Origin of the sequence: Cronobacter universalis NCTC 9529 (assembly GCF_001277175.1) — a bacterium.
GTDB lineage: Bacteria > Pseudomonadota > Gammaproteobacteria > Enterobacterales > Enterobacteriaceae > Cronobacter > Cronobacter universalis.
In genome coordinates this window covers 2847775-2868314 of sequence record NZ_CP012257.1, presented here as the reverse complement: position 1 = coordinate 2868314, position 20540 = coordinate 2847775, and the positions used below count along the sequence as shown (strand labels likewise).

General features: G+C 58.6%; 22 protein-coding genes. 14 read left to right on the top strand and 8 right to left on the bottom strand.

What is annotated here, in order from left to right; genetic code table 11:
- Nucleotides 1-85: 85 nt before the first annotated feature.
- Nucleotides 86-1555 carry an amino acid permease gene (locus AFK65_RS13245; protein ID WP_032805537.1) on the top strand — a complete coding sequence of 490 codons (1470 nt, stop codon included), beginning with the start codon at nucleotides 86-88 and terminating at the stop codon, nucleotides 1553-1555.
- A gap of 170 nt (nucleotides 1556-1725) precedes the next feature.
- Here the strand turns inward: AFK65_RS13245 and fghA are convergent, their stop codons facing one another.
- Nucleotides 1726-2556, bottom strand: coding sequence for an S-formylglutathione hydrolase (gene fghA / locus AFK65_RS13240; protein ID WP_007699706.1), 831 nt, complete (start codon nucleotides 2554-2556; stop codon nucleotides 1726-1728).
- A 123-nt stretch (nucleotides 2557-2679) separates the two neighbouring features.
- Between fghA and AFK65_RS13235 the strand changes: the two genes are divergently transcribed.
- From AFK65_RS13235 to mglC, 7 genes are all read left to right on the top strand, one after another.
- On the top strand, nucleotides 2680-3804 hold the full coding sequence (locus tag AFK65_RS13235; protein WP_038856739.1) for a YbfB/YjiJ family MFS transporter: 1125 nt from the start codon (nucleotides 2680-2682) through the stop codon (nucleotides 3802-3804).
- A gap of 125 nt (nucleotides 3805-3929) precedes the next feature.
- A complete protein-coding gene (gene folE / locus AFK65_RS13230; RefSeq protein WP_004387461.1) occupies nucleotides 3930-4601 on the top strand; it encodes a GTP cyclohydrolase I FolE in 672 nt (223 codons plus the stop codon).
- A 7-nt stretch (nucleotides 4602-4608) separates the two neighbouring features.
- Nucleotides 4609-5766: a DUF418 domain-containing protein YeiB gene (gene yeiB, locus AFK65_RS13225; RefSeq protein WP_038856741.1), complete on the top strand. Its 1158-nt coding sequence runs from the start codon at nucleotides 4609-4611 to the stop codon at nucleotides 5764-5766.
- 155 nt (nucleotides 5767-5921) lie between these two features.
- Complete coding sequence (gene galS, locus AFK65_RS13220) at nucleotides 5922-6947, top strand: HTH-type transcriptional regulator GalS (RefSeq protein WP_038856743.1); 1026 nt, start codon at nucleotides 5922-5924, stop codon at nucleotides 6945-6947.
- A 283-nt stretch (nucleotides 6948-7230) separates the two neighbouring features.
- Nucleotides 7231-8229: a galactose/glucose ABC transporter substrate-binding protein MglB gene (gene mglB, locus AFK65_RS13215; protein ID WP_007699692.1), complete on the top strand. Its 999-nt coding sequence runs from the start codon at nucleotides 7231-7233 to the stop codon at nucleotides 8227-8229.
- 81 nt (nucleotides 8230-8310) lie between these two features.
- On the top strand, nucleotides 8311-9831 hold the full coding sequence (gene mglA / locus AFK65_RS13210; protein ID WP_007699690.1) for a galactose/methyl galactoside ABC transporter ATP-binding protein MglA: 1521 nt from the start codon (nucleotides 8311-8313) through the stop codon (nucleotides 9829-9831).
- Nucleotides 9832-9846: 15 nt separating this feature from the next.
- Complete coding sequence (gene mglC, locus AFK65_RS13205; RefSeq protein ID WP_007699685.1) at nucleotides 9847-10857, top strand: galactose/methyl galactoside ABC transporter permease MglC; 1011 nt, start codon at nucleotides 9847-9849, stop codon at nucleotides 10855-10857.
- 361 nt (nucleotides 10858-11218) lie between these two features.
- Here the strand turns inward: mglC and sanA are convergent, their stop codons facing one another.
- The 4 genes from sanA to AFK65_RS13185 all read right to left on the bottom strand — a co-directional run bounded on the left by sanA (nucleotide 11219) and on the right by AFK65_RS13185 (nucleotide 14164).
- Entirely contained in the window at nucleotides 11219-11932 is a 714-nt protein-coding gene (gene sanA / locus AFK65_RS13200; RefSeq protein ID WP_007699681.1) for an outer membrane permeability protein SanA, read from the bottom strand.
- A gap of 124 nt (nucleotides 11933-12056) precedes the next feature.
- Nucleotides 12057-12941, bottom strand: a complete 885-nt coding sequence (gene cdd, locus AFK65_RS13195; protein WP_038856746.1) for a cytidine deaminase — start codon at nucleotides 12939-12941, stop codon at nucleotides 12057-12059.
- 129 nt (nucleotides 12942-13070) lie between these two features.
- Entirely contained in the window at nucleotides 13071-13766 is a 696-nt protein-coding gene (locus AFK65_RS13190; protein WP_007699666.1) for a CidB/LrgB family autolysis modulator, read from the bottom strand.
- Entirely contained in the window at nucleotides 13763-14164 is a 402-nt protein-coding gene (locus tag AFK65_RS13185; protein ID WP_007699662.1) for a CidA/LrgA family protein, read from the bottom strand. The genes AFK65_RS13190 and AFK65_RS13185 overlap by 4 nt, the downstream gene beginning before the upstream one ends.
- A 254-nt stretch (nucleotides 14165-14418) precedes the next feature.
- Between AFK65_RS13185 and AFK65_RS13180 the strand changes: the two genes are divergently transcribed.
- The 3 genes from AFK65_RS13180 to dusC all read left to right on the top strand — a co-directional run bounded on the left by AFK65_RS13180 (nucleotide 14419) and on the right by dusC (nucleotide 16071).
- Entirely contained in the window at nucleotides 14419-14766 is a 348-nt protein-coding gene (locus AFK65_RS13180) for a type II toxin-antitoxin system RelE/ParE family toxin (RefSeq protein WP_007699659.1), read from the top strand.
- Nucleotides 14767-15066 carry a helix-turn-helix domain-containing protein gene (locus AFK65_RS13175; RefSeq protein WP_007699657.1) on the top strand — a complete coding sequence of 100 codons (300 nt, stop codon included), beginning with the start codon at nucleotides 14767-14769 and terminating at the stop codon, nucleotides 15064-15066.
- A 72-nt stretch (nucleotides 15067-15138) separates the two neighbouring features.
- Nucleotides 15139-16071: a tRNA dihydrouridine(16) synthase DusC gene (gene dusC, locus AFK65_RS13170; protein WP_038856747.1), complete on the top strand. Its 933-nt coding sequence runs from the start codon at nucleotides 15139-15141 to the stop codon at nucleotides 16069-16071.
- A 2-nt stretch (nucleotides 16072-16073) separates the two neighbouring features.
- On the opposite strand, the gene AFK65_RS13165 is transcribed toward dusC, so the two are convergent.
- Nucleotides 16074-16997 carry a LysR family transcriptional regulator gene (locus AFK65_RS13165; RefSeq protein ID WP_038856748.1) on the bottom strand — a complete coding sequence of 308 codons (924 nt, stop codon included), beginning with the start codon at nucleotides 16995-16997 and terminating at the stop codon, nucleotides 16074-16076.
- A 75-nt stretch (nucleotides 16998-17072) separates the two neighbouring features.
- On the opposite strand from AFK65_RS13165, the gene AFK65_RS13160 reads away from it, so the two are divergent.
- Nucleotides 17073-18029 (top strand): MBL fold metallo-hydrolase, encoded by a 957-nt coding sequence (locus tag AFK65_RS13160; protein ID WP_038856749.1) that lies wholly within the window; start codon nucleotides 17073-17075, stop codon nucleotides 18027-18029.
- 36 nt (nucleotides 18030-18065) lie between these two features.
- Here AFK65_RS13160 and yohP read toward each other — a convergent pair whose 3' ends face one another.
- Nucleotides 18066-18149, bottom strand: coding sequence for a small membrane protein YohP (yohP, locus tag AFK65_RS21160; protein ID WP_000691708.1), 84 nt, complete (start codon nucleotides 18147-18149; stop codon nucleotides 18066-18068).
- 172 nt (nucleotides 18150-18321) lie between these two features.
- Between yohP and AFK65_RS13155 the strand changes: the two genes are divergently transcribed.
- A complete protein-coding gene (locus AFK65_RS13155) occupies nucleotides 18322-19095 on the top strand; it encodes an SDR family oxidoreductase (RefSeq protein WP_007699648.1) in 774 nt (257 codons plus the stop codon).
- Here the strand turns inward: AFK65_RS13155 and AFK65_RS13150 are convergent.
- Complete coding sequence (locus AFK65_RS13150; RefSeq protein WP_007699646.1) at nucleotides 19092-19658, bottom strand: DedA family protein; 567 nt, start codon at nucleotides 19656-19658, stop codon at nucleotides 19092-19094. The genes AFK65_RS13155 and AFK65_RS13150 overlap by 4 nt on opposite strands.
- A gap of 183 nt (nucleotides 19659-19841) precedes the next feature.
- Between AFK65_RS13150 and AFK65_RS13145 the strand changes: the two genes are divergently transcribed.
- Nucleotides 19842-20429 (top strand): Yip1 family protein, encoded by a 588-nt coding sequence (locus AFK65_RS13145; protein ID WP_007699643.1) that lies wholly within the window; start codon nucleotides 19842-19844, stop codon nucleotides 20427-20429.
- Nucleotides 20430-20540: the final 111 nt, after the last annotated feature.

The window sequence follows — 20540 nt, the reverse complement described above, 5'->3', positions numbered from 1 at the left end:
TCTTATAACCGCGTATTTCCACCAGGCGCTTAGCGGCAACTCTGCTACAATCGCGCCTCTTTTGATGGATGGGCATTATTTTTATATGGTTTCCGAATCTAAAACCACACAAGCGCCTGGGCTGCGACGCGAACTGAAGGCGCGCCACCTGACCATGATCGCCATTGGCGGCTCCATCGGCACAGGGCTTTTTGTCGCTTCAGGTGCGACCATTTCTCAGGCGGGCCCTGGCGGCGCGCTGTTTTCCTATATTCTCATCGGTCTGATGGTCTATTTCCTGATGACGAGCCTTGGCGAGCTGGCAGCCTATATGCCGGTATCGGGTTCGTTTTCCACCTACGGCCAGAAATATGTCGAAGAAGGCTTCGGCTTCGCGCTCGGCTGGAACTACTGGTACAACTGGGCGGTAACCATCGCGGTTGACCTGGTGGCCTCACAGCTGGTGATGAGCTACTGGTTCCCGGATACGCCCGGCTGGATCTGGAGCGCGCTGTTCCTCGGCATCATGTTCCTGCTGAACGTCATCTCCGTGAAAGGCTTCGGCGAAGCGGAGTACTGGTTCTCGTTAATCAAAGTCGCCACCGTGATTATCTTTATCCTGGTGGGGATCGCGATGATCGTGGGTATTTTCAAAGGCTCAGAACCGGCGGGCTGGAGCAACTGGAAAATTGGCGATGCGCCGTTCGCGGGCGGTTTCTCGGCGATGATAGGCGTGGCGATGATCGTCGGCTTCTCCTTCCAGGGCACCGAGCTTATCGGCATCGCGGCGGGTGAATCCGAAGAGCCGGAGAAAAACATTCCGCGCGCGGTGCGTCAGGTGTTCTGGCGTATCCTGCTGTTCTATGTGTTCGCGATCCTGATTATCAGCCTGATTATTCCTTACACCGACCCTAGCCTTTTGCGCAACGATGTGAAAGATATCAGCGTCAGTCCGTTCACGCTGGTGTTCGAGCACGCCGGTCTGCTGGGGGCGGCGGCAATCATGAACGCGGTGATCCTGACGGCGGTGCTGTCCGCGGGTAACTCCGGGATGTATGCCTCCACCCGTATGCTCTATACGCTTGCCTGCGACGGCAAAGCGCCGCGCATTTTCTCGAAGCTGTCGAAAGGCGGCGTGCCGCGCAACGCGCTGTACGCGACCACTATTATCGCCGGTCTGTGCTTCCTGACGTCGATGTTCGGCAACCAGACGGTCTATCTGTGGCTGCTGAACACCTCCGGGATGACGGGCTTTATCGCCTGGCTTGGCATCGCCATCAGTCATTACCGTTTCCGTCGCGGCTATGTGCTGCAGGGCAACGATATCAACGATCTGCCGTATCGTTCCGGTTTCTTCCCGCTGGGCCCGATTTTCGCCTTCGTGCTGTGCCTGATCATTACGCTTGGCCAGAACTATCAGGCGTTCCTTGCGGACACCATCGACTGGGCCGCCGTCGCGGCGACCTATATCGGCATTCCGCTGTTCCTGATTATCTGGTTCGGCTATAAGCTGACGAAGGGTTCCCGTTTCGTGCGTTACCGCGATATGGAATTCCCCGAGCATCTGAAGAAATAAAGAGAAGGGCGCGTAAAGCGCCCTTTTTTATGGGGTGTTTCAGCGGGACGGCGGGTGCGCTGCGCTTACCCGCCCTACACACCTGTCGCACCTTTATCGTAGGGTGGATAAGCGTAGCGCACCCACCGCGTACCGTATTACGACCTTCCAATCACACCCGTCACGCCCTGTTAACGCAAATGCTGCGCGTGAAAACGCAAATGCTCTTCAATAAACGTGGCGATAAAATAATAGCTGTGGTCGTAACCCGGCTGCATACGCAACGTTAACGGCCAGCCCGCCTCGCGCGCCGCTTCGTCAAGCCGCTCCGGCTGTAGCTGCTCGCCGAAAAACGGATCATTGTCGCCCTGATCGATAAGCGTCGGGATCGCGTTTTCCGCGGACGCCTGCTCCATCAGCGCGCAGCTGTCCCACTCGCGCCACTGACTCTCGTCATCCCCAAGATACGCCGCGAACGCTTTTTTACCCCACGGCACCCCGGCCGGGTTCACAATCGGCGCGAACGCCGACACCGAGCAAAAACGCCCCGGATTTTTCAGCGCCATGACAAGCGCCCCGTGGCCGCCCATCGAATGCCCGCTAATCGCCGCCTTCGGCGCCAGCGTAAAGTTTTCCGCCAGCACCTGCGGCAGCTCATTGCTCAGATAATCAAACATCCGGTAATGCGCGGCCCACGGCGCTTCGGTGGCGTTCAGGTAGAAGCCCGCGCCTTTGCCGAGATCGTAACCGGCGTCATCCGCCACCGCGTCGCCGCGCGGGCTGGTATCCGGCATCACCAGCGCCAGTCCCAGCTCAGCGGCGACCCGCTGCGCGCCCGCTTTGGTGGTGAAATTCTCATCGCTACAGGTCAGCCCGGACAGCCACCACACCACCGGCGGCGGGGTCTGCGCGTCGGGCGGGAGATAGATGCTGAACGTCATCGGGCAGTTAAGCACGCGGGAGTCGTGACGCCAGCGCTGTTGTAAACCGCCAAAACAGCGGTGTTCTTCGAGCAGTTCCATAGTGGCTCCTTTTTTTCAAACCCGGATAGTGCAGTCTAACCGTCAGGTGAGCAAGTTTCACTTCACCGGCCCGGAATCATAGCGCATCATATTGATAACTTTATTTTAACAAATGGAGGCGGCGTGGCGCTGCGTATTGCATTAACCGGCTTTCTGGCGCTGGTGGTGGCGATGGGGATCGGGCGGTTCGCATTTACGCCCCAGGTGCCGCTTATGGTGGGCGAGGGCGAGCTGACGCTGACCAGCGCGGGTCTGGTGGCCGCCGCCAACTATCTTGGCTATCTGCTCGGCGCCTGGGACGCCATGCGCGCTCGCCGCCATGTCGAATACCGGCTGCATATGGGCGTCTGGGGCGCGGTGCTGCTGACGCTGATTTCCGCGCTGGCGGACGGCCCGTGGTCGCATGGGGTGGTGCGCTTCGTGATTGGCTGCATGAGCGGCTGGGCGCTGGTGATGGCGGCGGGCTGGACTAACGAACAGCTGGCCCACCACGGCAGGCCCGGCTTAAGCGCGGCGGTTTTCGCCGGGCCCGGCGTTGGTATCACTCTCAGCGGCCTGCTGGCGGTCTGGATCCACGGCGCGGCGCTCAGCGCGGCGCAGGGCTGGGTGATTTACGGCACGCTGGCGTTCGCGCTGATTGCGCTTATCGCCCGTTATTTACCCCGCAAAGGCGAGCTGCACCGGGCGGATACGCCGCCCGCGCCGCTGGAACTCACGCCCGCGCTGAAAAGGCTGGTCTGGAGCTACAGCCTGGCGGGCTATGGCTATATCCTGCCCGCCACCTTTTTATCGCAGATGGCGGCGGCGCGCTTTCCCGGCAGCCTGTTCGCGCAGTTTGTCTGGCCCGTTTTCGGCGCGGCGTCGGTTGTGGGGATTGCGCTCAGTATTCTCTGGCGCACGCGCGGCACGGCCTCGCAGCGGCTTGCGATTGTCCTCTGGCTCCAGGGGCTCGGCGTACTGGCGGCGGCGCTGCTGCCAGGGCTCTCCGGGCTGGTGATCGGTTCACTTCTCGTGGGCGGCGGGTTTCTGTGCGCGGTGCAGCTCTCCTTGCAGTGCGGACGCGAGCTGGCGCCGCAGCACACCCGCTATCTCGCGGGCCTGCTGACTACCGGTTATGCGGTAGGGCAGCTCGTGGGGCCGGTGACATCGGCGCTTTCCAGCCACTTCACCGGCCAGCTCGAGCCGGCGTTGTGGCTGGCGGGCGTGGCGCTCTTCATCGGCGGCGCGCTGGTCTTCCGGCGCGCCTGAAAGGCCGCGACGATTTCAACAATTTCACCCCAGCCACTGGATTATGTGCGTTAGCTCACGCACAATGAGCCCACGCTCAGCCCCGGCCGGGCAGAGTCTGGTTACACCTGCAGGAGAAAATAACGATGCCATCACTCAGTAAAGAAGCGGCCCTGGTTCATGAAGCGCTGGTCGCGCGCGGTCTGGAGACGCCGTTGCGTCCGCCGGTCAACGAGCTGGATAACGAAACCCGCAAGCGCCTTATCGCCGGTCATATGACCGAAATCATGCAGCTGCTTAATCTGGATCTGAGCGATGACAGCCTGATGGAAACCCCGCACCGCATCGCCAAGATGTATGTGGATGAGATTTTCTCCGGCCTCGATTACGCCAATTTCCCGAAGATCACCGTCATTGAGAACAAAATGAAGGTGGATGAAATGGTTACGGTGCGCGATATCACCCTGACCAGCACCTGCGAACATCACTTTGTGACCATCGACGGTAAAGCGACCGTCGCGTATATCCCGAAAGACGCGGTGATTGGCCTTTCGAAAATCAACCGCATCGTGCAGTTCTTCGCCCAGCGCCCGCAGGTGCAGGAGCGACTGACGCAGCAGGTGCTGGTGGCGCTGCAAACGCTGCTTGGCACCAACAACGTGGCGGTATCGATAGACGCGGTGCACTACTGCGTGAAAGCGCGCGGCATTCGCGACGCCACCAGCGCGACCACCACGACGTCGCTCGGCGGGCTGTTTAAGTCCAGCCAGAACACGCGCCAGGAGTTTCTGCGCGCCGTGCGTCACCACAACGGCTAAACCCAGGATGACGAGGAACATCACTCTCGACGCGGTACGCGGTCTGGCGATCCTCGGCATCCTTCTGCTTAATATTACCGCCTTTGGGCTCCCGAAGGCGGCCTATCTGAACCCCGCCTGGTATGGCGATATCACCTCCCGGGACGCCTGGACATGGGCGCTGCTCGATCTCTTCGCCCAGGTCAAATTCCTTACGCTGTTCGCGCTGCTCTTCGGCGCCGGTCTGCAAATGCTGTTGCCGCGCGGCAAACGCTGGATCCAGGCGCGCCTGACGCTCCTTGCCCTGCTCGGTTTCCTGCATGCTATTTTCATCTGGGATGGCGATATCCTGCTGGCTTACGGGCTGGTAGGGCTGGTCTGCTGGCGCATGGTGCGCGACGCCCGGAGCGTTAAATCGCTGTTTAAAACCGGCGTGGTGCTTTATCTCATCGGGATTGCGGTGCTGCTGCTGCTCGGCATGATATCCGGCGAGCAGATGAGCCGCTCCTGGACGCCGCAGGCGGCCGATCTCTTTTACGAGAAATTCTGGCGTCTGGAAGGGGGCATGGAGGCCGTGCGCAGCCGACTCGATCTGCTCTCCTCCATGCTGCTGGCGCTCGGCGCGCAGTATGGCTGGCAGCTCGCGGGCATGATGCTGACCGGCGCCGCGCTGATGCGCAGCGGCTGGCTGCGCGGCGAATTCAGCCTGCGCCATTACCGGCGCGCCGGTTTCGGGCTGGTGGCGCTGGGCGTGTTGATTAATCTGCCGGCGATAGTCGTTCAGTGGCGGCTTGGCTGGGACTACCGCTGGTGCGCGTTTCTTCTTCAGGCGCCGCGCGAGCTTGGCGCGCCGCTGCAGGCGCTCGGCTATACGGCGCTGGTTTTCGGCTACTGGCCACAGCTGGCTGGCCTGAAACTAATGACCGCCGTAGCCTGCGTCGGACGCATGGCGCTCACTAACTATCTGCTGCAAAGCCTTATCTGCACTACGCTGTTTAACCGCTTCGGCCTGTTTATGAAATTCGACCGGCTGTCGTTGCTGGCGTTTGTCCCGGCGGTCTGGGCTGTAAACCTCGCCTTCTCGGTGCTGTGGCTGCGTTATTTCCGCCAGGGGCCGCTGGAGTGGTTATGGCGCCGTCTGACGCGCCTCGCCGCGGGCGCACCGCAATCCGTATCATCCAGATAACGATCTGGATCACATTCGTTAACAAATCGTATGTAACCGTTTCCAGCGCTGTGATGCGCTTCACGCAGCTCATTCAGGCGCACTGCCAGAATAGCCACCTGACTTAACACAGGGGGTTTCTGTGAGACGCATTTCAGCTCTTCAGGGTGGTCGCCATGATCACCATTCGTGACGTTGCCCGTCTGGCAGGCGTTTCTGTCGCGACGGTCTCCCGCGTTCTCAATAACAGCGCGCTGGTCAGCCCGGAAACGCGCGAAACCGTCATGCAGGCGGTCACGCAGCTTGGCTATCGCCCAAACGCGAACGCCCAGGCGCTGGCCACCCAGGTCAGCGATACGATAGGCGTCGTGGTGATGGACGTATCCGATCCGTTCTTTGGCGCGCTGGTAAAGGCTGTGGATGTCGTGGCGCAGCAGCACGGCAAATATGTGCTTATCGGCAACAGCTATCATGAGGCGGAAAAAGAGCGTCACGCCATCGAAGTGCTGATCCGCCAGCGTTGCAGCGCGCTTATCGTGCATGCCAAATCGCTCAGCGACGACGAGCTGTCGACCTTTCTCGAACAGGTGCCGGGAATGGTGCTGATTAACCGCATCGTGCCGGGTTACGCGCATCGCTGCGTCGGTCTTGATAACGTCACCGGCGCGATGATGGCGACGCGAATGCTGCAAAGCAGCGGCCATCAGCGCATTGGCTATCTCGCCTCCAGTCACCAGATTGATGATAACGACAAACGCCGCGAAGGGTGGCAGCGGGCGCTGGCCGATGAGGGCATTCAGCCGTCGGAAAGCTGGGTCGGCACCGGCAGCCCGGACATGCAGGGCGGGGAGGCGGCCATGGTAGAGCTGCTGGGCCGCAACCTGCATCTGACCGCCGTATTTGCGTATAACGACAGCATGGCGGCAGGCGCCCTGACGGCGCTGAAAGATAACGGCATTCTGGTGCCGCAGCACCTCTCAGTTATTGGTTTCGATGATATTCCAATTGCCCGTTACACCGACCCGCAACTGACGACCGTGCGTTATCCGGTGGTCTCTATGGCACGTCTTGCCACTGAGCTGGCGCTACAGGGCGCCGCAGGGGAGCTGGATCCGACAGCCACGCACTGTTTTATGCCGACGCTGGTGCGTCGCCATTCCGTGGCGGCGCGGCAAAGTGTGGCCCCGATCACTAGTTTATAAACGAGGGTGATGTAACCGCTTTCAATCTGTGAGTAAATTCACAGTATATTAACATTGCGCTGACTATGATGACGGCGTCTCATGGGCCTGAAACTTTATGTAACGGCGATTTAACACTGACGTTATCTGCCGCCCCTGAACGATAAAAAAGCGTTACTGGAAGCATTACCGAGCAAGGAAGTGTTTTTTATTAGTGAACTTCGGCATTCAGTAAGGTTTTTTTCCTTACCGTCCTGCCGCCCGTTTTTCACGATTGCTACCCTGCATAAAAACCGGAGATACCATGAATAAGAAGGTGTTGACCCTCTCTGCCGTTATGTCCTGCATGCTTTTCGGCACTGCGGCTCAGGCAGCCGACCGTATTGGCGTAACTATTTATAAATATGACGACAACTTTATGTCCGTCGTGCGCAAGGCGATTGAAAAAGAGGCTTCTGCGTCGTCTGACGTTCAGCTGCTGATGAACGACTCCCAGAACGACCAGTCCAAGCAGAACGATCAGATTGACGTGCTGCTGGCGAAAGGCGTCAAGTCTCTGGCGATTAACCTGGTGGACCCGGCTGCCGCAGGCACCGTTATCGAAAAAGCGCGCGGCCAGAACATCCCTATCGTGTTCTTCAACAAAGAGCCGTCCCGCAAGGCGCTGGACAGCTATGACAAAGCGTATTACGTAGGCACCGACTCTAAAGAATCCGGCATTATCCAGGGCGATCTGATTGCCAAGCACTGGAAAGCCAACGCGGGCTGGGACCTGAACAAAGACGGTCAGATCCAGTATGTGCTGCTGAAAGGCGAACCGGGCCACCCGGATGCTGAAGCGCGCACCACTTACGTTATCAAAGAGCTGAACGACAAGGGCATCAAAACCCAGCAGCTGCAGCTGGATACCGCCATGTGGGACACCGCTCAGGCGAAAGATAAAATGGACGCCTGGCTCTCCGGCCCGAACGCTAACAAAATCGAAGTGGTTATCGCCAACAACGACGCCATGGCGATGGGCGCGGTAGAAGCGCTGAAAGCGCACAACAAATCCTCCGTGCCGGTCTTCGGCGTGGATGCGCTGCCGGAAGCGCTGGCGCTGGTGAAATCCGGCGCGCTGGCTGGTACCGTGCTGAACGATGCCAACAACCAGGCGAAAGCGACCTTTGACCTTGCCAAAAACCTGGCGGCAGGCAAAGGCGCGGCGGACGGCACTAACTGGAAAATTGAAAACAAAGTGGTGCGTATTCCTTACGTCGGCGTTGATAAAGACAACCTGGCGGAAATCACCAGCAAAAAATAATTGCAATGTATTTACGGGGCGCATTTTGCGCCCCCTTTAGCGTGCCATGCTCAGACAACACTCTCGCAGCCAGGTATAAATATGGTCAGCAATAATACGCAGTCGTCAGGCGAATACTTGTTGGAAATGACGAATATCAACAAGAGTTTCCCGGGCGTTAAGGCACTCGATAACGTTAATTTAAAAGTTCGTCCTCATTCTATTCATGCTCTGATGGGTGAGAATGGCGCGGGCAAATCAACGTTATTAAAATGTCTTTTCGGGATCTATCAAAAAGATTCCGGCAGTATTCTTTTCCAGGGGAAAGAAATCGATTTCCATTCTGCCAAAGAGGCGCTTGAGAATGGCATATCAATGGTGCATCAGGAATTAAACCTGGTATTACAACGCTCCGTCATGGACAACATGTGGCTCGGTCGTTATCCGACCAAAGGCATGTTTGTAGACCAGGAAAAAATGTATCTTGATACCAAAGCGATTTTCGACGAGCTCGATATTGATATCGACCCTAAAGCTCGCGTGGGTACGCTTTCCGTATCGCAGATGCAGATGATTGAAATCGCCAAAGCGTTCTCCTATGACGCGAAAATCGTCATCATGGATGAACCGACGTCTTCTCTGACTGAGAAAGAAGTTAACCATCTCTTTAAGATTATCCGTAAGCTGAAAGATCGCGGCTGCGGTATCGTCTATATTTCCCACAAAATGGAAGAGATCTTCCAGCTGTGCGATGAAATCACTATCCTGCGCGACGGCCAGTGGATCGCCACCCAGCCGCTCGACGGTCTGGACATGGATAAGATCATCGCCATGATGGTGGGGCGTTCGCTTAACCAGCGCTTCCCGGATCGTGAAAACAAACCCGGCGAAGTGATCCTTGAAGTGCGCAACCTGACCTCGCTGCGCCAGCCGTCGATTCGTGATATCTCCTTTGATCTTCATAAAGGCGAAATTCTTGGGATTGCGGGCCTGGTCGGCGCGAAACGCACCGATATTGTGGAAACCTTATTTGGTATTCGCGAGAAATCCGGCGGTACCATTAGTCTGCACGGCAAAAAGATCAATAACCATAGCGCGAATGAAGCCATTAATAACGGCTTTGCGCTGGTGACCGAGGAGCGCCGCTCAACGGGGATCTACGCTTATCTGGATATCGGTTTCAACTCCCTGATTTCCAATATTCGCAACTACAAAAGCAAAATCGGCTTGCTGGATAATTCCCGCATGAAAAGCGATACCCAGTGGGTGATTGACTCAATGCGTGTTAAAACGCCGGGTCATCGCACGCAAATTGGTTCGCTTTCCGGCGGTAACCAGCAAAAGGTCATTATCGGGCGCTGGCTGCTTACCCAGCCGGAGATTTTAATGCTCGATGAGCCGACGCGCGGGATCGACGTAGGCGCGAAATTCGAAATCTACCAGCTTATTGCTGAACTGGCGAAAAAGGGCAAGGGGATCATTATTATCTCCTCAGAAATGCCTGAGCTGTTAGGGATAACTGACCGTATTCTGGTAATGAGCAATGGCCTCGTCTCCGGAATTGTTGACACCAAAACGACGACGCAAAATGAAATTCTGCGTCTTGCGTCTTTGCACCTTTAATATCAGGGGCTCCTCATGAGTGCGTTAAATAAGAAGAGTTTTCTCACTTATCTGAAAGAGGGCGGTATTTACGTCGTCCTTTTAGTGTTGCTGGCCATTATTATTTTCCAGGATCCGACGTTTTTAAGCCTCCTGAACTTAAGTAATATTCTGACCCAGTCATCAGTGCGTATTATTATCGCGCTCGGCGTGGCGGGGCTGATCGTCACCCAGGGGACTGACCTTTCCGCAGGGCGCCAGGTGGGGCTTGCGGCGGTGGTGGCGGCGACGCTGCTGCAATCGATGGAAAACGCCAACAAGGTGTTCCCGGAAATGGCGACCATGCCGATTCCGCTGGTGATCCTGATTGTCTGCGCTATCGGCGCCGTCATTGGCCTGGTGAACGGCGTTATCATCGCGTACCTCAACGTGACGCCATTTATTACCACGCTTGGCACCATGATCATCGTTTACGGTATTAACTCCCTGTATTACGACTTCGTGGGCGCGTCGCCGATTTCAGGCTTCGATTCCGGCTTCTCGACCTTTACGCAGGGCTTTGTGGCGCTCGGCAGTTTCAGGCTCTCCTACATTACGTTCTACGCGCTAATCGCCGTGGCGTTCGTCTGGATCCTGTGGAACAAAACCCGCTTCGGTAAAAACATTTTCGCCATCGGAGGCAACCCGGAAGCGGCGAAAGTCTCCGGCGTGAACGTGGCGCTGAACCTGCTGATGATTTATGCGCTCTCCGGTGTGTTCTACGCCTTCGGCGGGATGCTGGAAGCGGGCCGTATCGGCTCTGCCACCAACAACCTGGGCTTTATGTATGAGCTCGACGCCATCGCGGCGTGCGTGGTAGGCGGCGTTTCCTTTAGCGGCGGCGTGGGTACGGTGCTTGGCGTGGTGACCGGTGTGATTATCTTTACCGTCATCAACTACGGCCTGACCTATATCGGCATCAACCCGTACTGGCAGTACATTATCAAGGGCGCGATTATTATCTTCGCGGTCGCCCTGGATTCTCTGAAATACGCGCGTAAGAAATAAGCGCGGTTACGCAAGAAAAGCCTCCGCCTGCGGGGGCTTTTTTTATAGGGCGGGGAAAGGGCGAATGGCGGGTGCGCTTCGCTTACCCGCCCTACACTCAGAGTGGGCGTTGAGCCCCCTTTTGCACGTTCGCGTGAGGGAAGCGCACATATCAGGATGACATTGTGGCGAACGTAACGAACTCACCGACCTGATATATTAAAAACTGGATGGCGGGTGCGCTTCGCTTACCCGCCCTACGGTGAAGAAAAAGGTATTTGTAGGGTGGGTAAGCGCAGCGCACCCACCGCGTATAAAAATGAAAAGGAATTTACAGGGTGGGTAAGCGCCAGCGCACCCACCACACCTGCTACCGCGACGCTTATTTCTTCTTCTGCAATTCCAGCATCTGCTCGGGCGTCACGGCAGGGTAACCCTGCGCATCGTCAGGCACTTCGCTAAGGGCGGGGATCGGCACCAGCGGGCCGAGAAAACGCGGTTCACGTTTAAAAATATACAGATCCGCCAGCGCCCCTAACCGCGCGCCGAACTCACGCACGCGCACCGACAGCATATTTTTCGGCGACGGCACGGCGTAACACTGCGCCTGAATACCCATATGCAGCGCGATAAACAGCGCGCGCTCGCAATGGAAACGCTGGGTAATAATGATGAAATCGTTGGTATCAAACACCCGACGGGTGCGGACGATAGAATCGAGCGTGCGGAAGCCCGCGTAATCCAGCACGATATCCGCCGGATCGACGCCTGCGGCTATTAAATCCTTGCGCATCGTCATCGGCTCGTTATAGCTCTGCTGGGCATTATCGCCGCTCAACAGCAGGTAATTCACCTTGCCGCTGTTATAGGCGTTCAGCGCGCCCTGAATGCGGTAGCGGTAATACTGATTAACCACGCCGGTGCGATAATATTTGGCGGTGCCGAGCACTACGCCCACCTGACGCCACGGCAAATCCTGCAGCTCATCATAGACGTAAGGCGCGGTTTTCCAGCTGATCCAGCGGTCGAGCAGCAGCGCCGTTAACAGCAGTACGCCAATCAGGGCCAGCAGGCTGTATAACAAACGCTTTAACATTCAGGCAGCTCGAAGCAAAAAGGAAAGAGAGTCAAGGCTACTTTACCCGCCGGGCAAGAGCAAGAATCGAACGTCTGGTTGGAGCATTTTTCGTCACAGCGGGCAGAGCGCCCGCTGTGGTGGTTCAGGCGAGTGTAACCCGCTCAAGGCCGGTAAAGCCCAGCGCGTTCAGCGTCGCGGCGGTGGCGTCGCGCTGAACGATGGTCGCATCGTTCAGTTCGGCAAGCGCGACGCGATGGATATCCGCCCACACGTAGCCGTTCAGGCTCAGCAGGTTCAGCGCGGCCTGTAACGGCGGCAGGGAAGGGTTGAACGCCGCGTTCTCGGCATAGCTGCCGGTAAAGACCGTGCCGTCGTGGGTTTCAATGGCAAGCCCGGACGGCGACTGGCTGTAAGGCGCATGGCTGCGGTTGGCCGCCGCGATCGCGGCCTGCGTCAGCGCGTCGCCCTTAAGCGCATAGCCATGATTTTCCGTATCGAAAATCAGCGTCTTAATATCAAGATCGCGCGGGCCGAAGGCGTCCGGCAGGTAATCGCCAAGCTGTGAAGGCGCGCGCCCCGGCAGGTTGATGCGAAGGGTTAGCCCGCTGTTCAGCTCGTTCATAAACTGACGGCAGTGGCCGCACGGCGTGTAGTTAACCGTAATCGCCGCAAGGCCGGTTTCGCCGCGCATCCAGGCGTGGGTGATGGCGCTCTGCTCGGCGTGAATCGTCTGCTGCATCGCCGCGCCGCGAAACTCCATATTGGCGCCGAAATAGAGGTTGCCGCTCAGGCCGCGGGCGATGGCGCCCACGTTAAAGTGCGAAATCCCGGTCTGCGCGCAGGCGGCGGCTAACGGCAGCAGCGCAAAGGCCAGCGCGTCGTCATCCAGCCCGCTCTGGCGGCGAATGTCAGCGACCTGTTCAGCGTTCAGCATCGCCGGAAAATGAATATCGGCAATCAGAGGAGCCAGAGCGGCTTGCAGTGCCGCCGGCAGCTGTGCGAAGGCAGTTTCAAAACGTGGGTGCATGGCAAAGCCTCAAAAGAGATAACAGGAAAAATAGTTTACGGCGCTCCTGAGGCTTTATATGTGATTTAACTCTCACTGGCTATGCAACAAATGAAATTTAAAATGAAAATGCGCGACGTATCGCAAGTTTTAGCGCCATATCGCCAGAATAATCGAGAACAAAAAGGGCGCCAGCAGCGACGTGATAATGCCGCAGATCACCAGCGCCAGTGAACTGAACGCGCCCTCCTGGTAATCCAGCTCCGCGCAGCGCGCCGTACCCAGGGCGTGCGAGGCGGTGCCCATCGCCAGGCCGCGTGCGGATTTGGTTTTTATCCTCATGACATTCAGCAGAGCATGGCCGAACACGGCGCCGAGTATACCCACGAAAATGACGCAGACGGCGCTGATGGCGGGAATGCCGCCGAGGCTTCCGCCCACGGCCATCGCGATCGGCGTGGTGACGGATTTCGGCAGGACGGACGCCGCGATTTCCGGACTGGCGCCCATCAGCAGCGCAACAGAGGTGCCGGTGACCATCGCCACCACGCTGCCTGCAAAGCAAATCGTGATAATCGACTTCCAGCGGGCGCGGATCTGGTGCAATTGTTCATACAGCGGGAACGCCAGCGCCACCACGGCGGGTTGCAGTAAATCATTGAGAATGCGGCTGCCCTGAAAATAGCGCTCATAAGGAATGTGGGTCAGCATCAGAAACGGGATCAGCACCACCATGCAGACCAGCAGCGGATTGAGCAACGGGCTTTTGAGCCGCGCCGCGAGTTTACGGGCGGCGAAAAAGACCAGCAGCGTCAGCGGCAGCGACCACCAGATATTCTGGATCATTTCTCACGGCTCCTTTCCTGGCCCACCACTTTGCGCTCGCCATGCGCCAGGTGCGCGCTCCAGCTCACCACCATAAACACCACCAGCGTACTGATAAAACAGGAGACCACCACCGGCCCGAACTGCGCCTGCAACACGTCGAAATATTGCATCACGCCAATACCCACCGGCACAAACAGCAGCGCCATATAGCGGATCAGCAGATTACACGCGGGCTGTACCCACTTCGCGGGCAGGATCTGAAACGCCAGCAGGACAAAAAGAATCAGCATGCCGATGATGCTGCCGGGGATGGTAATCGGCAGCAGCGCGGCAATCGCGATGCCTGCGTAGAGGCAGGCGTAAATCAAAATAAACGCGCGTACCAGTTGCCAGAGAGAAGTCAGCATTGTGCTCATAGGGAGGTCACCTTTAAACCGAACGCATTCATCATACAATTAAAATGAAAACTGTGCTACCGATCACAGGAGCCATCCCAGCATACCTAAACTTTCGAGCCGCCGCTCAGGTTCGCAGTAAACCTTTCCGGGCCGCATAACTTTTTTGCGCGGCGTTAAGCAAACCGCTAATGATTCCCTTGAAGCTATAGATTACAATCTATAAAACGCTCCGCGCCGTTCACGGTAGTCGCTAACGAACAGGGAGGAGCGCCATGTGGACTATTTATCTCACTCATGAGTTTGAGTGCTGGCTCGCGAGGCAGCCGCAGCCGTTGCAGGAGGATGTGCTGGCGGCGCTGGGGCTTCTGAAAATCAAAGGCCCGCACCTGGGGCGTCCCTATGCCGATACGCTTAAAGGCTCGCGCCACGCGGGCATGAAGGAATTACGGGTTCAGCACGCCGGGCGGCCCCTGCGCGCCTTTTACGCTTTTGATCCGCGCCGTTACGCCATTGTGCTGTGCGCAGCGGAGAAAAAGGGCGATGAAAAGCGGTTTTACCGGGTCATGCTGCGCGTCGCTGACAAACTGTTTAGCCACTATCTGAACCACCGGGAGGTATAGATGAAGACGTTTGATGAAGTGCTGGCGGCCCAGACCCCGGAGGCCCGCGCGCGCATTGAAGAGAAAACGGCGCAGCTGCTGCTGGAAACCCACCTCTGTGCGCTGCGCGAGGCCCTCAGCGTGTCGCAAACCGAGATGGCGCGCCAGATGGGCATTGCGCAGCCGTCGGTCGCGGCTATCGAACAGCGCGGCAACGACATGAAAATCTCCACGCTCAAACGCTATGTCGACGCCCTCGGCGGCACGGTGCGGCTGGATGTCGAGCTGCCGGACGGCCAGCGTTTCGGTTTTACGCTCTGAGCCCACGCTCGCGCATTCCTTTCCGGGCGGCGAGGCGCTACCATAGCGCCTCTTTTTTTAGCGGGTAGCGTTATGCGTGTTTTACTGGCGCCGATGGAAGGCGTGCTTGATTCTCTGGTGCGTGAACTGCTCACCAGCGTCAACGATTACGATCTCTGCATCACCGAGTTTCTGCGCGTGGTGGACAGCCTCCTGCCGGTGAAATCGTTTTATAAACTCTGCCCGGAACTCCGCAACGAGAGCCGCACGCCGTCCGGCACGCGGGTGCGTGTGCAACTGCTCGGCCAGCATCCGCAGTGGCTTGCCGAAAACGCCGCCCGCGCGGTGGAGCTTGGCTCCTGGGGCGTTGATCTTAACTGCGGCTGCCCGTCAAAGCTTGTGAACGGCAGCGGCGGCGGCGCCACGCTGCTGAAAGACCCGGATCTTATCTATCGCGGCGCGAAAGCGATGCGCGAGGCCGTACCTGCGCACCTGCCGGTCACGGTGAAAATCCGTCTCGGCTGGGACAGCGGCGCGCGCCGTTTTGAAATCGCCGATGCCGTCCAGCAGGCGGGCGCGACGGAGCTGGTGGTGCACGGGCGCACCAAAGAAGATGGCTATAAAGCGGAGCGCATTAACTGGGCGGCGATTGGCGAAATCCGCGAGCGGTTGACGATCCCGGTTATCGCCAACGGCGAAATCTGGGATTACGCGAGCGCGCAGGCCTGCATGGCAGAGACGGGCTGCGACGCCGTCATGATTGGCCGCGGCGCGCTTAACGTGCCGAATTTAAGCCGCGTGATTAAATATAACGAGCCGCGTATGCCCTGGCCCGACGTGGTGCAACTGTTACAACAGTACACCCGGCTGGAGAAACAGGGCGATACGGGTATGTACCATGTGGCGCGCATTAAGCAGTGGCTCGGCTATCTGCGCAAAGAGTACGCCGAGGCGTCCGAACTTTTCAGCGAAATCCGCGCGTTAACCACCTCGGCGGCCATCGCTGAAGCCATCAACCGCCACTGACGTTATTCGCCGTTCGCCACCAGCCGTTGAATAAACCCGCGTAACCACATCAACGCCGGATCGCTGTTATGGCGCTGATGCCAGAGCAGCGCCACCTCAAACGGCGGCACGTCGAGCGGCACCGGGCTTGCCGAAAGCCCCCAGACCGTCTGCCACATATCACAGAGCCCCGCGGGCACGGTCGCGAGCGCGGGCATCTGCATCAGAAGGCCAGGCAGGCCCGCGAAGTGCGGCGTGGTGTAACAAATGCTGCGGCGCGCTCCCTGGCGCGCCAGCAGCGTATCGATAAGGCTGCTGGTCGCTTCGCGATACGTCACCATCAGGTGCGGTTCGCGCACGTAATCGTCAAGCGTCAGCGGGGCGGCGAGGCTGAGCTGCGACGGATGCCAGAGCGTCACAAACGGCATGCTCACTAACACCTCGCGCTCCTGCCAGCGCGGCCCAGCCTGCGCCACGCTTATCGCCATATCCAGCTCGCCTTCCTCCAGACGGCGCGGATCGCTAAACGGCGAGCTCGCCACCACGTTGAGCCGCACGCCGGGCGCGGCCTCGCGCAGCGCCGGGATCAGCTGCGGCATCAGCCACATCTCCACCCAGTCGGTCATGCCAAGCGTAATGGTGGCGCTCGCCTGCTGCGGATGAAATTCGGCCTGCTGGAACAGCGCCGACTGAAGCTGCTCCAGCAGCGGCATCAGCTCGCCATGCAGGGCGACGGCGCGCGCGGTCGGCTGCATCCGGTGGCCGCTGCGGATAAACAGCGGATCGTCGAACATATCGCGCAGGCGCGCGAGCGCGCCGCTGACCGCCGGCTGCCCGAGATGCAGTTTATCGGCCGCGAGCGACACGCTCTGCTCACGAAACAGCACGGCGAAAGCGATGAGGAGATTGAGGTCGATTTTGCGGAAATCGTTTTCTTTGATAGTCATTATGGCTCCAATCAATTGGAGTGATACTAGTGCGGCGTGGATACTTCAGCAAGATAAATCACCTGGAGAAATACCATGAAAACTGCTGCGACTTTACTGACGCTTTTCACTGTCGCGCTGGCCGCGCCGCTCGGCGCGGCCCCGATGGCCGTCAACAGCGCCCAGGCGCCGGGTTATTACCGCATGATGCTCGGCGACTGGCAGATAACGGCGGTTTCTGACGGCACCGTGACCATTCCCGCCGACAAACTCCTGACCCGCATCGCGCCTGACACGCTCAACGCGCGCCTCGCCGATGACGCGCTGACGCCGCAGGTCGAAACCTCCATTAACGCCTATGTCATTAACACCGGCGATAAACTCATCCTGGTGGACAGCGGCGCGGGCGCGCTGCTGGGCAATAACGGCGGTCATCTGCCGGAAAACCTGCGCGCCGCCGGTATCGATCCGTCGCAAATCGACACGGTATTGCTCACGCACGTTCACGCCGATCACTCCGGCGGCGTACAGCGCGACGGTAAACCGGTCTTCCCGAACGCCACCGTGCGGGTGGATCAGCGCGATCTGGATCTCTGGCTGAACCCGGCGCGGGAAAAGGAAGTGGAAGCCAGCCAGCGCCACACGTTTGCGGAATCGGAACGGTCGCTGCGCCCGGTCATCAGCGCCGGAAAGATGAAAGCATTCCGCGCGCCCGCGCAAATAATGCCTGGCATTGAAGCGCTGCCCGCGCCCGGCCACACGCCCGGCAGCGTTATCTACAAAGTGACCCGCGGCGGCGAAACGCTGTTGCTGTGGGGCGATATCATCCATGTGAAAGCGGTGCAGATGCCGCAGCCGAAGGTGGCGATTCATTTTGACGTCAATCAGGACCAGGCGGTAGCCATGCGGGAGAACACGCTGAAAATGGCGGCGCAGAGCAACGCCTGGGTGGCGTCGGCGCATATCGCGTTTCCGGGGATCGGGAAGATAAAAGCGCAGGGAGACGGGTATCGCTGGGTGCCGGTCAACTACAGCAGCCACGGCGCGAAGTAACGTAAAGGGCGCCGCGGACAGGCGGCGCCCGGCACATCAGAAGATCATTTTAAATACGCCCGTTACCACCAACAGCCCAATCAGAAAAATAATCAGTACCGCCCACAGAATGATTTTCATCACTGACTCCTTATTGTCTTTGCGGGATCTCGTTGATCCATGAAGGTAATTATCAGTATAGAAGCTCCTGCAAAGGCGGCAGAAAAAAGTGAGGGACGCGTTTTCGCCCGCCGGGCGCTGAATTTTCAGGCCTCGCTATACTTAACGCTTTAACGCAACTCCCGGAGGCACCATGAGTTCTGCAACCAAAGTGGCGATCGTCACCGCGTCAGATTCAGGCATCGGCAAGAAGTGTGCGGTTTTTCTCGCAAAGCAGGGGTTTGATATCGGCATTACCTGGCACAGCGATGATAAAGGCGCGAAAGAGACCGCGCAGGAAGTCGAAAGCCTGGGGCGGCGCGCCGAGCTTATCCAGCTCAACCTCAGCCATCTGCCGGAAGGCGCGAACGCCATCCAGGCGCTTATCGATCGCTTCGGCCGTATCGACGCGCTGGTGAATAACGCAGGCGCGATGATCAAAAAGCCGTTTCTGGAGATGACGTTCGATGAGTGGCGCAGCATCCAGACGGTGGATGTGGACGGCGCGTTCCTGTGCTCGCAAATCGCCGCCAAAGCGATGGTGAAACAGGGGCAGGGCGGACGTATTGTAAATATCACCTCGGTGCATGAACATACGCCGCTGCCGGAAGCGAGCGCCTACACCGCCGCCAAACATGCGCTCGGCGGCCTGACCAAATCGATGGCGCTGGAACTCGTAGAGCATAATATTCTGGTGAACGCCGTCGCGCCTGGCGCTATCGCCACGCCGATGAACGACATGGAAGAGGGCGACGCGAAACCCGGCTCAATGCCGAATATCCCGATGGCGCGCCCCGGCGAAACCGATGAGATTGCCAGCATTGTCGCGTGGCTCTGCTCGGAGGGCGCCACCTACACCACCGGCCAGTCGTTTATCATCGACGGCGGCTTTACGCTCGCCAACCCGCAGTTTAAGCCGAAGGCTTAATCCTCTCTGCTGCTGCGCTTGCGCCACAACCAGCGCAGCAGCAGCACAATGCCCACCGCCAGCGCCACCCACACCAGCTGTTTGAGATGATGATCGAGGCGATGCAGCCACGGTTCTATCACCTGGCCGCCCACGTAACCGAGCGTGGTAAAGAGCGTCGCCCAGACCAACGCTCCGAGGATGTTCAGCGGCACAAAGAGCTTCGGCGGGACGCGGCTCGCGCCGATGAGCAGCGGGCCGATAATACGAAAACCGTACATAAAGCGAGTGCCGATGACAAACCACGCCGGATGGCGCCGGATAAGCGTCTGGGCGCGGGCGATTTGCTTTTGCTTGCCGGAAAAGCGCGCCAGCGCCCGGGTGCCGAACCGGCGGCCCACCAGATAAAGCGCCTGGTCGCCAATCATGCCGCCGAGCGCCACCACCAGCACCACCAGCGGAAAGCGCAGCAGCCCTTCATGCGCCGCCACGCCGCCCAGCAGCGTGACGGTTTCCCCTTCGGCAAGACTGCCCAGTAACAACGTCACATAACCGTACTGCTCAATCAGGTTATTGATATCCATGAATTCCACTTACTCCCGTTTGTCAGGCTTTCTTCGCGCCACGCGCGAAACCGAAAGTATAACGCGCCCGCGACACCCTGCGCGCGCATCGGTCCGCGTGTTTTTGTGCTGTTTACTTTTTAATCACGCAGGCTGAATTATACTTAAAGCACCCGTTCCGGGCGGTTTGTGTCAGGGGGCGTTATGAACCATGTCTGGGGGCTTCTGGCCCATCCTTTTCGTGAAATGCAGGTGATTCGCCGCGAAAACGAAACCGTGTCGCATCACTATACCCACCACGTACTCATCATGGCGGCCATTCCCGTGCTGTGCGCGTTTATCGGCACCACCCAGATTGGCTGGGATTTCGGCGACGGCAACGTCGTGAAGCTGTCGCTCTTTACCGGTTTCTATCTGGCCGTGCTGTTCTACGCGCTGATGCTGGCAGGCGTGGCGGTGATGGGGCGGGTCATCTGGTGGATGGCGCGCGACTATCCGCACCGTCCGTCGCTTGCCGGTTGTATGGTGTTCGCGGGTTATGTGGCGACGCCGCTCTTTTTAAGCGGCGTGGTGGCGCTCTATCCGCTGGTGTGGCTCTGCGCGCTGGCGGGCACGCTGGCGCTGCTCTATACCGGCTACCTGCTCTATATCGGCATTCCGGCGTTTCTCAATATTAACCAGGAAGAGGGGCTGCGCTTTTCCGGCTCGACGCTCGCCATCGGCGTGCTGCTGCTGGAGGTGCTGCTGGCGCTGACCGTGCTGCTGTGGGGCTACGGTTATCGTCTCTTCTGACGTGAGCCGCTGGCGTAAAAACCAGCGGCGCCGCGCCTGGCGCTGAATCTTCTGTAGCGGGAAATGCGAAGGCCGGAGTATGATGCCCGCGCCAGCCATCAATAGCTTTTT

Excerpts from the sequence above, each read along its gene's own strand:
- sanA (WP_007699681.1), bottom strand. The coding sequence starts at position 11,932 with ATGTTAAAGCGTTTGTTATACAGCCTGCTGGCCCTGATTGGCGTACTG.
- AFK65_RS13190 (WP_007699666.1), bottom strand. The coding sequence starts at position 13,766 with ATGATCCAGAATATCTGGTGGTCGCTGCCGCTGACGCTGCTGGTCTTT.
- folE (WP_004387461.1), top strand. The coding sequence starts at position 3,930 with ATGCCATCACTCAGTAAAGAAGCGGCCCTGGTTCATGAAGCGCTGGTC.
- galS (WP_038856743.1), top strand. The coding sequence starts at position 5,922 with ATGATCACCATTCGTGACGTTGCCCGTCTGGCAGGCGTTTCTGTCGCG.
- AFK65_RS13180 (WP_007699659.1), top strand. The coding sequence starts at position 14,419 with ATGTGGACTATTTATCTCACTCATGAGTTTGAGTGCTGGCTCGCGAGG.
- AFK65_RS13175 (WP_007699657.1), top strand. The coding sequence starts at position 14,767 with ATGAAGACGTTTGATGAAGTGCTGGCGGCCCAGACCCCGGAGGCCCGC.
- mglB (WP_007699692.1), top strand. The coding sequence starts at position 7,231 with ATGAATAAGAAGGTGTTGACCCTCTCTGCCGTTATGTCCTGCATGCTT.
- mglC (WP_007699685.1), top strand. The coding sequence starts at position 9,847 with ATGAGTGCGTTAAATAAGAAGAGTTTTCTCACTTATCTGAAAGAGGGC.
- AFK65_RS13145 (WP_007699643.1), top strand. The coding sequence starts at position 19,842 with ATGAACCATGTCTGGGGGCTTCTGGCCCATCCTTTTCGTGAAATGCAG.
- mglA (WP_007699690.1), top strand. The coding sequence starts at position 8,311 with ATGGTCAGCAATAATACGCAGTCGTCAGGCGAATACTTGTTGGAAATG.
- dusC (WP_038856747.1), top strand. The coding sequence starts at position 15,139 with ATGCGTGTTTTACTGGCGCCGATGGAAGGCGTGCTTGATTCTCTGGTG.
- fghA (WP_007699706.1), bottom strand. The coding sequence starts at position 2,556 with ATGGAACTGCTCGAAGAACACCGCTGTTTTGGCGGTTTACAACAGCGC.
- AFK65_RS13160 (WP_038856749.1), top strand. The coding sequence starts at position 17,073 with ATGAAAACTGCTGCGACTTTACTGACGCTTTTCACTGTCGCGCTGGCC.
- AFK65_RS13185 (WP_007699662.1), bottom strand. The coding sequence starts at position 14,164 with ATGAGCACAATGCTGACTTCTCTCTGGCAACTGGTACGCGCGTTTATT.
- AFK65_RS13165 (WP_038856748.1), bottom strand. The coding sequence starts at position 16,997 with ATGACTATCAAAGAAAACGATTTCCGCAAAATCGACCTCAATCTCCTC.
- yeiB (WP_038856741.1), top strand. The coding sequence starts at position 4,609 with ATGACGAGGAACATCACTCTCGACGCGGTACGCGGTCTGGCGATCCTC.
- yohP (WP_000691708.1), bottom strand. The coding sequence starts at position 18,149 with ATGAAAATCATTCTGTGGGCGGTACTGATTATTTTTCTGATTGGGCTG.
- AFK65_RS13155 (WP_007699648.1), top strand. The coding sequence starts at position 18,322 with ATGAGTTCTGCAACCAAAGTGGCGATCGTCACCGCGTCAGATTCAGGC.
- cdd (WP_038856746.1), bottom strand. The coding sequence starts at position 12,941 with ATGCACCCACGTTTTGAAACTGCCTTCGCACAGCTGCCGGCGGCACTG.
- AFK65_RS13150 (WP_007699646.1), bottom strand. The coding sequence starts at position 19,658 with ATGGATATCAATAACCTGATTGAGCAGTACGGTTATGTGACGTTGTTA.
- AFK65_RS13245 (WP_032805537.1), top strand. The coding sequence starts at position 86 with ATGGTTTCCGAATCTAAAACCACACAAGCGCCTGGGCTGCGACGCGAA.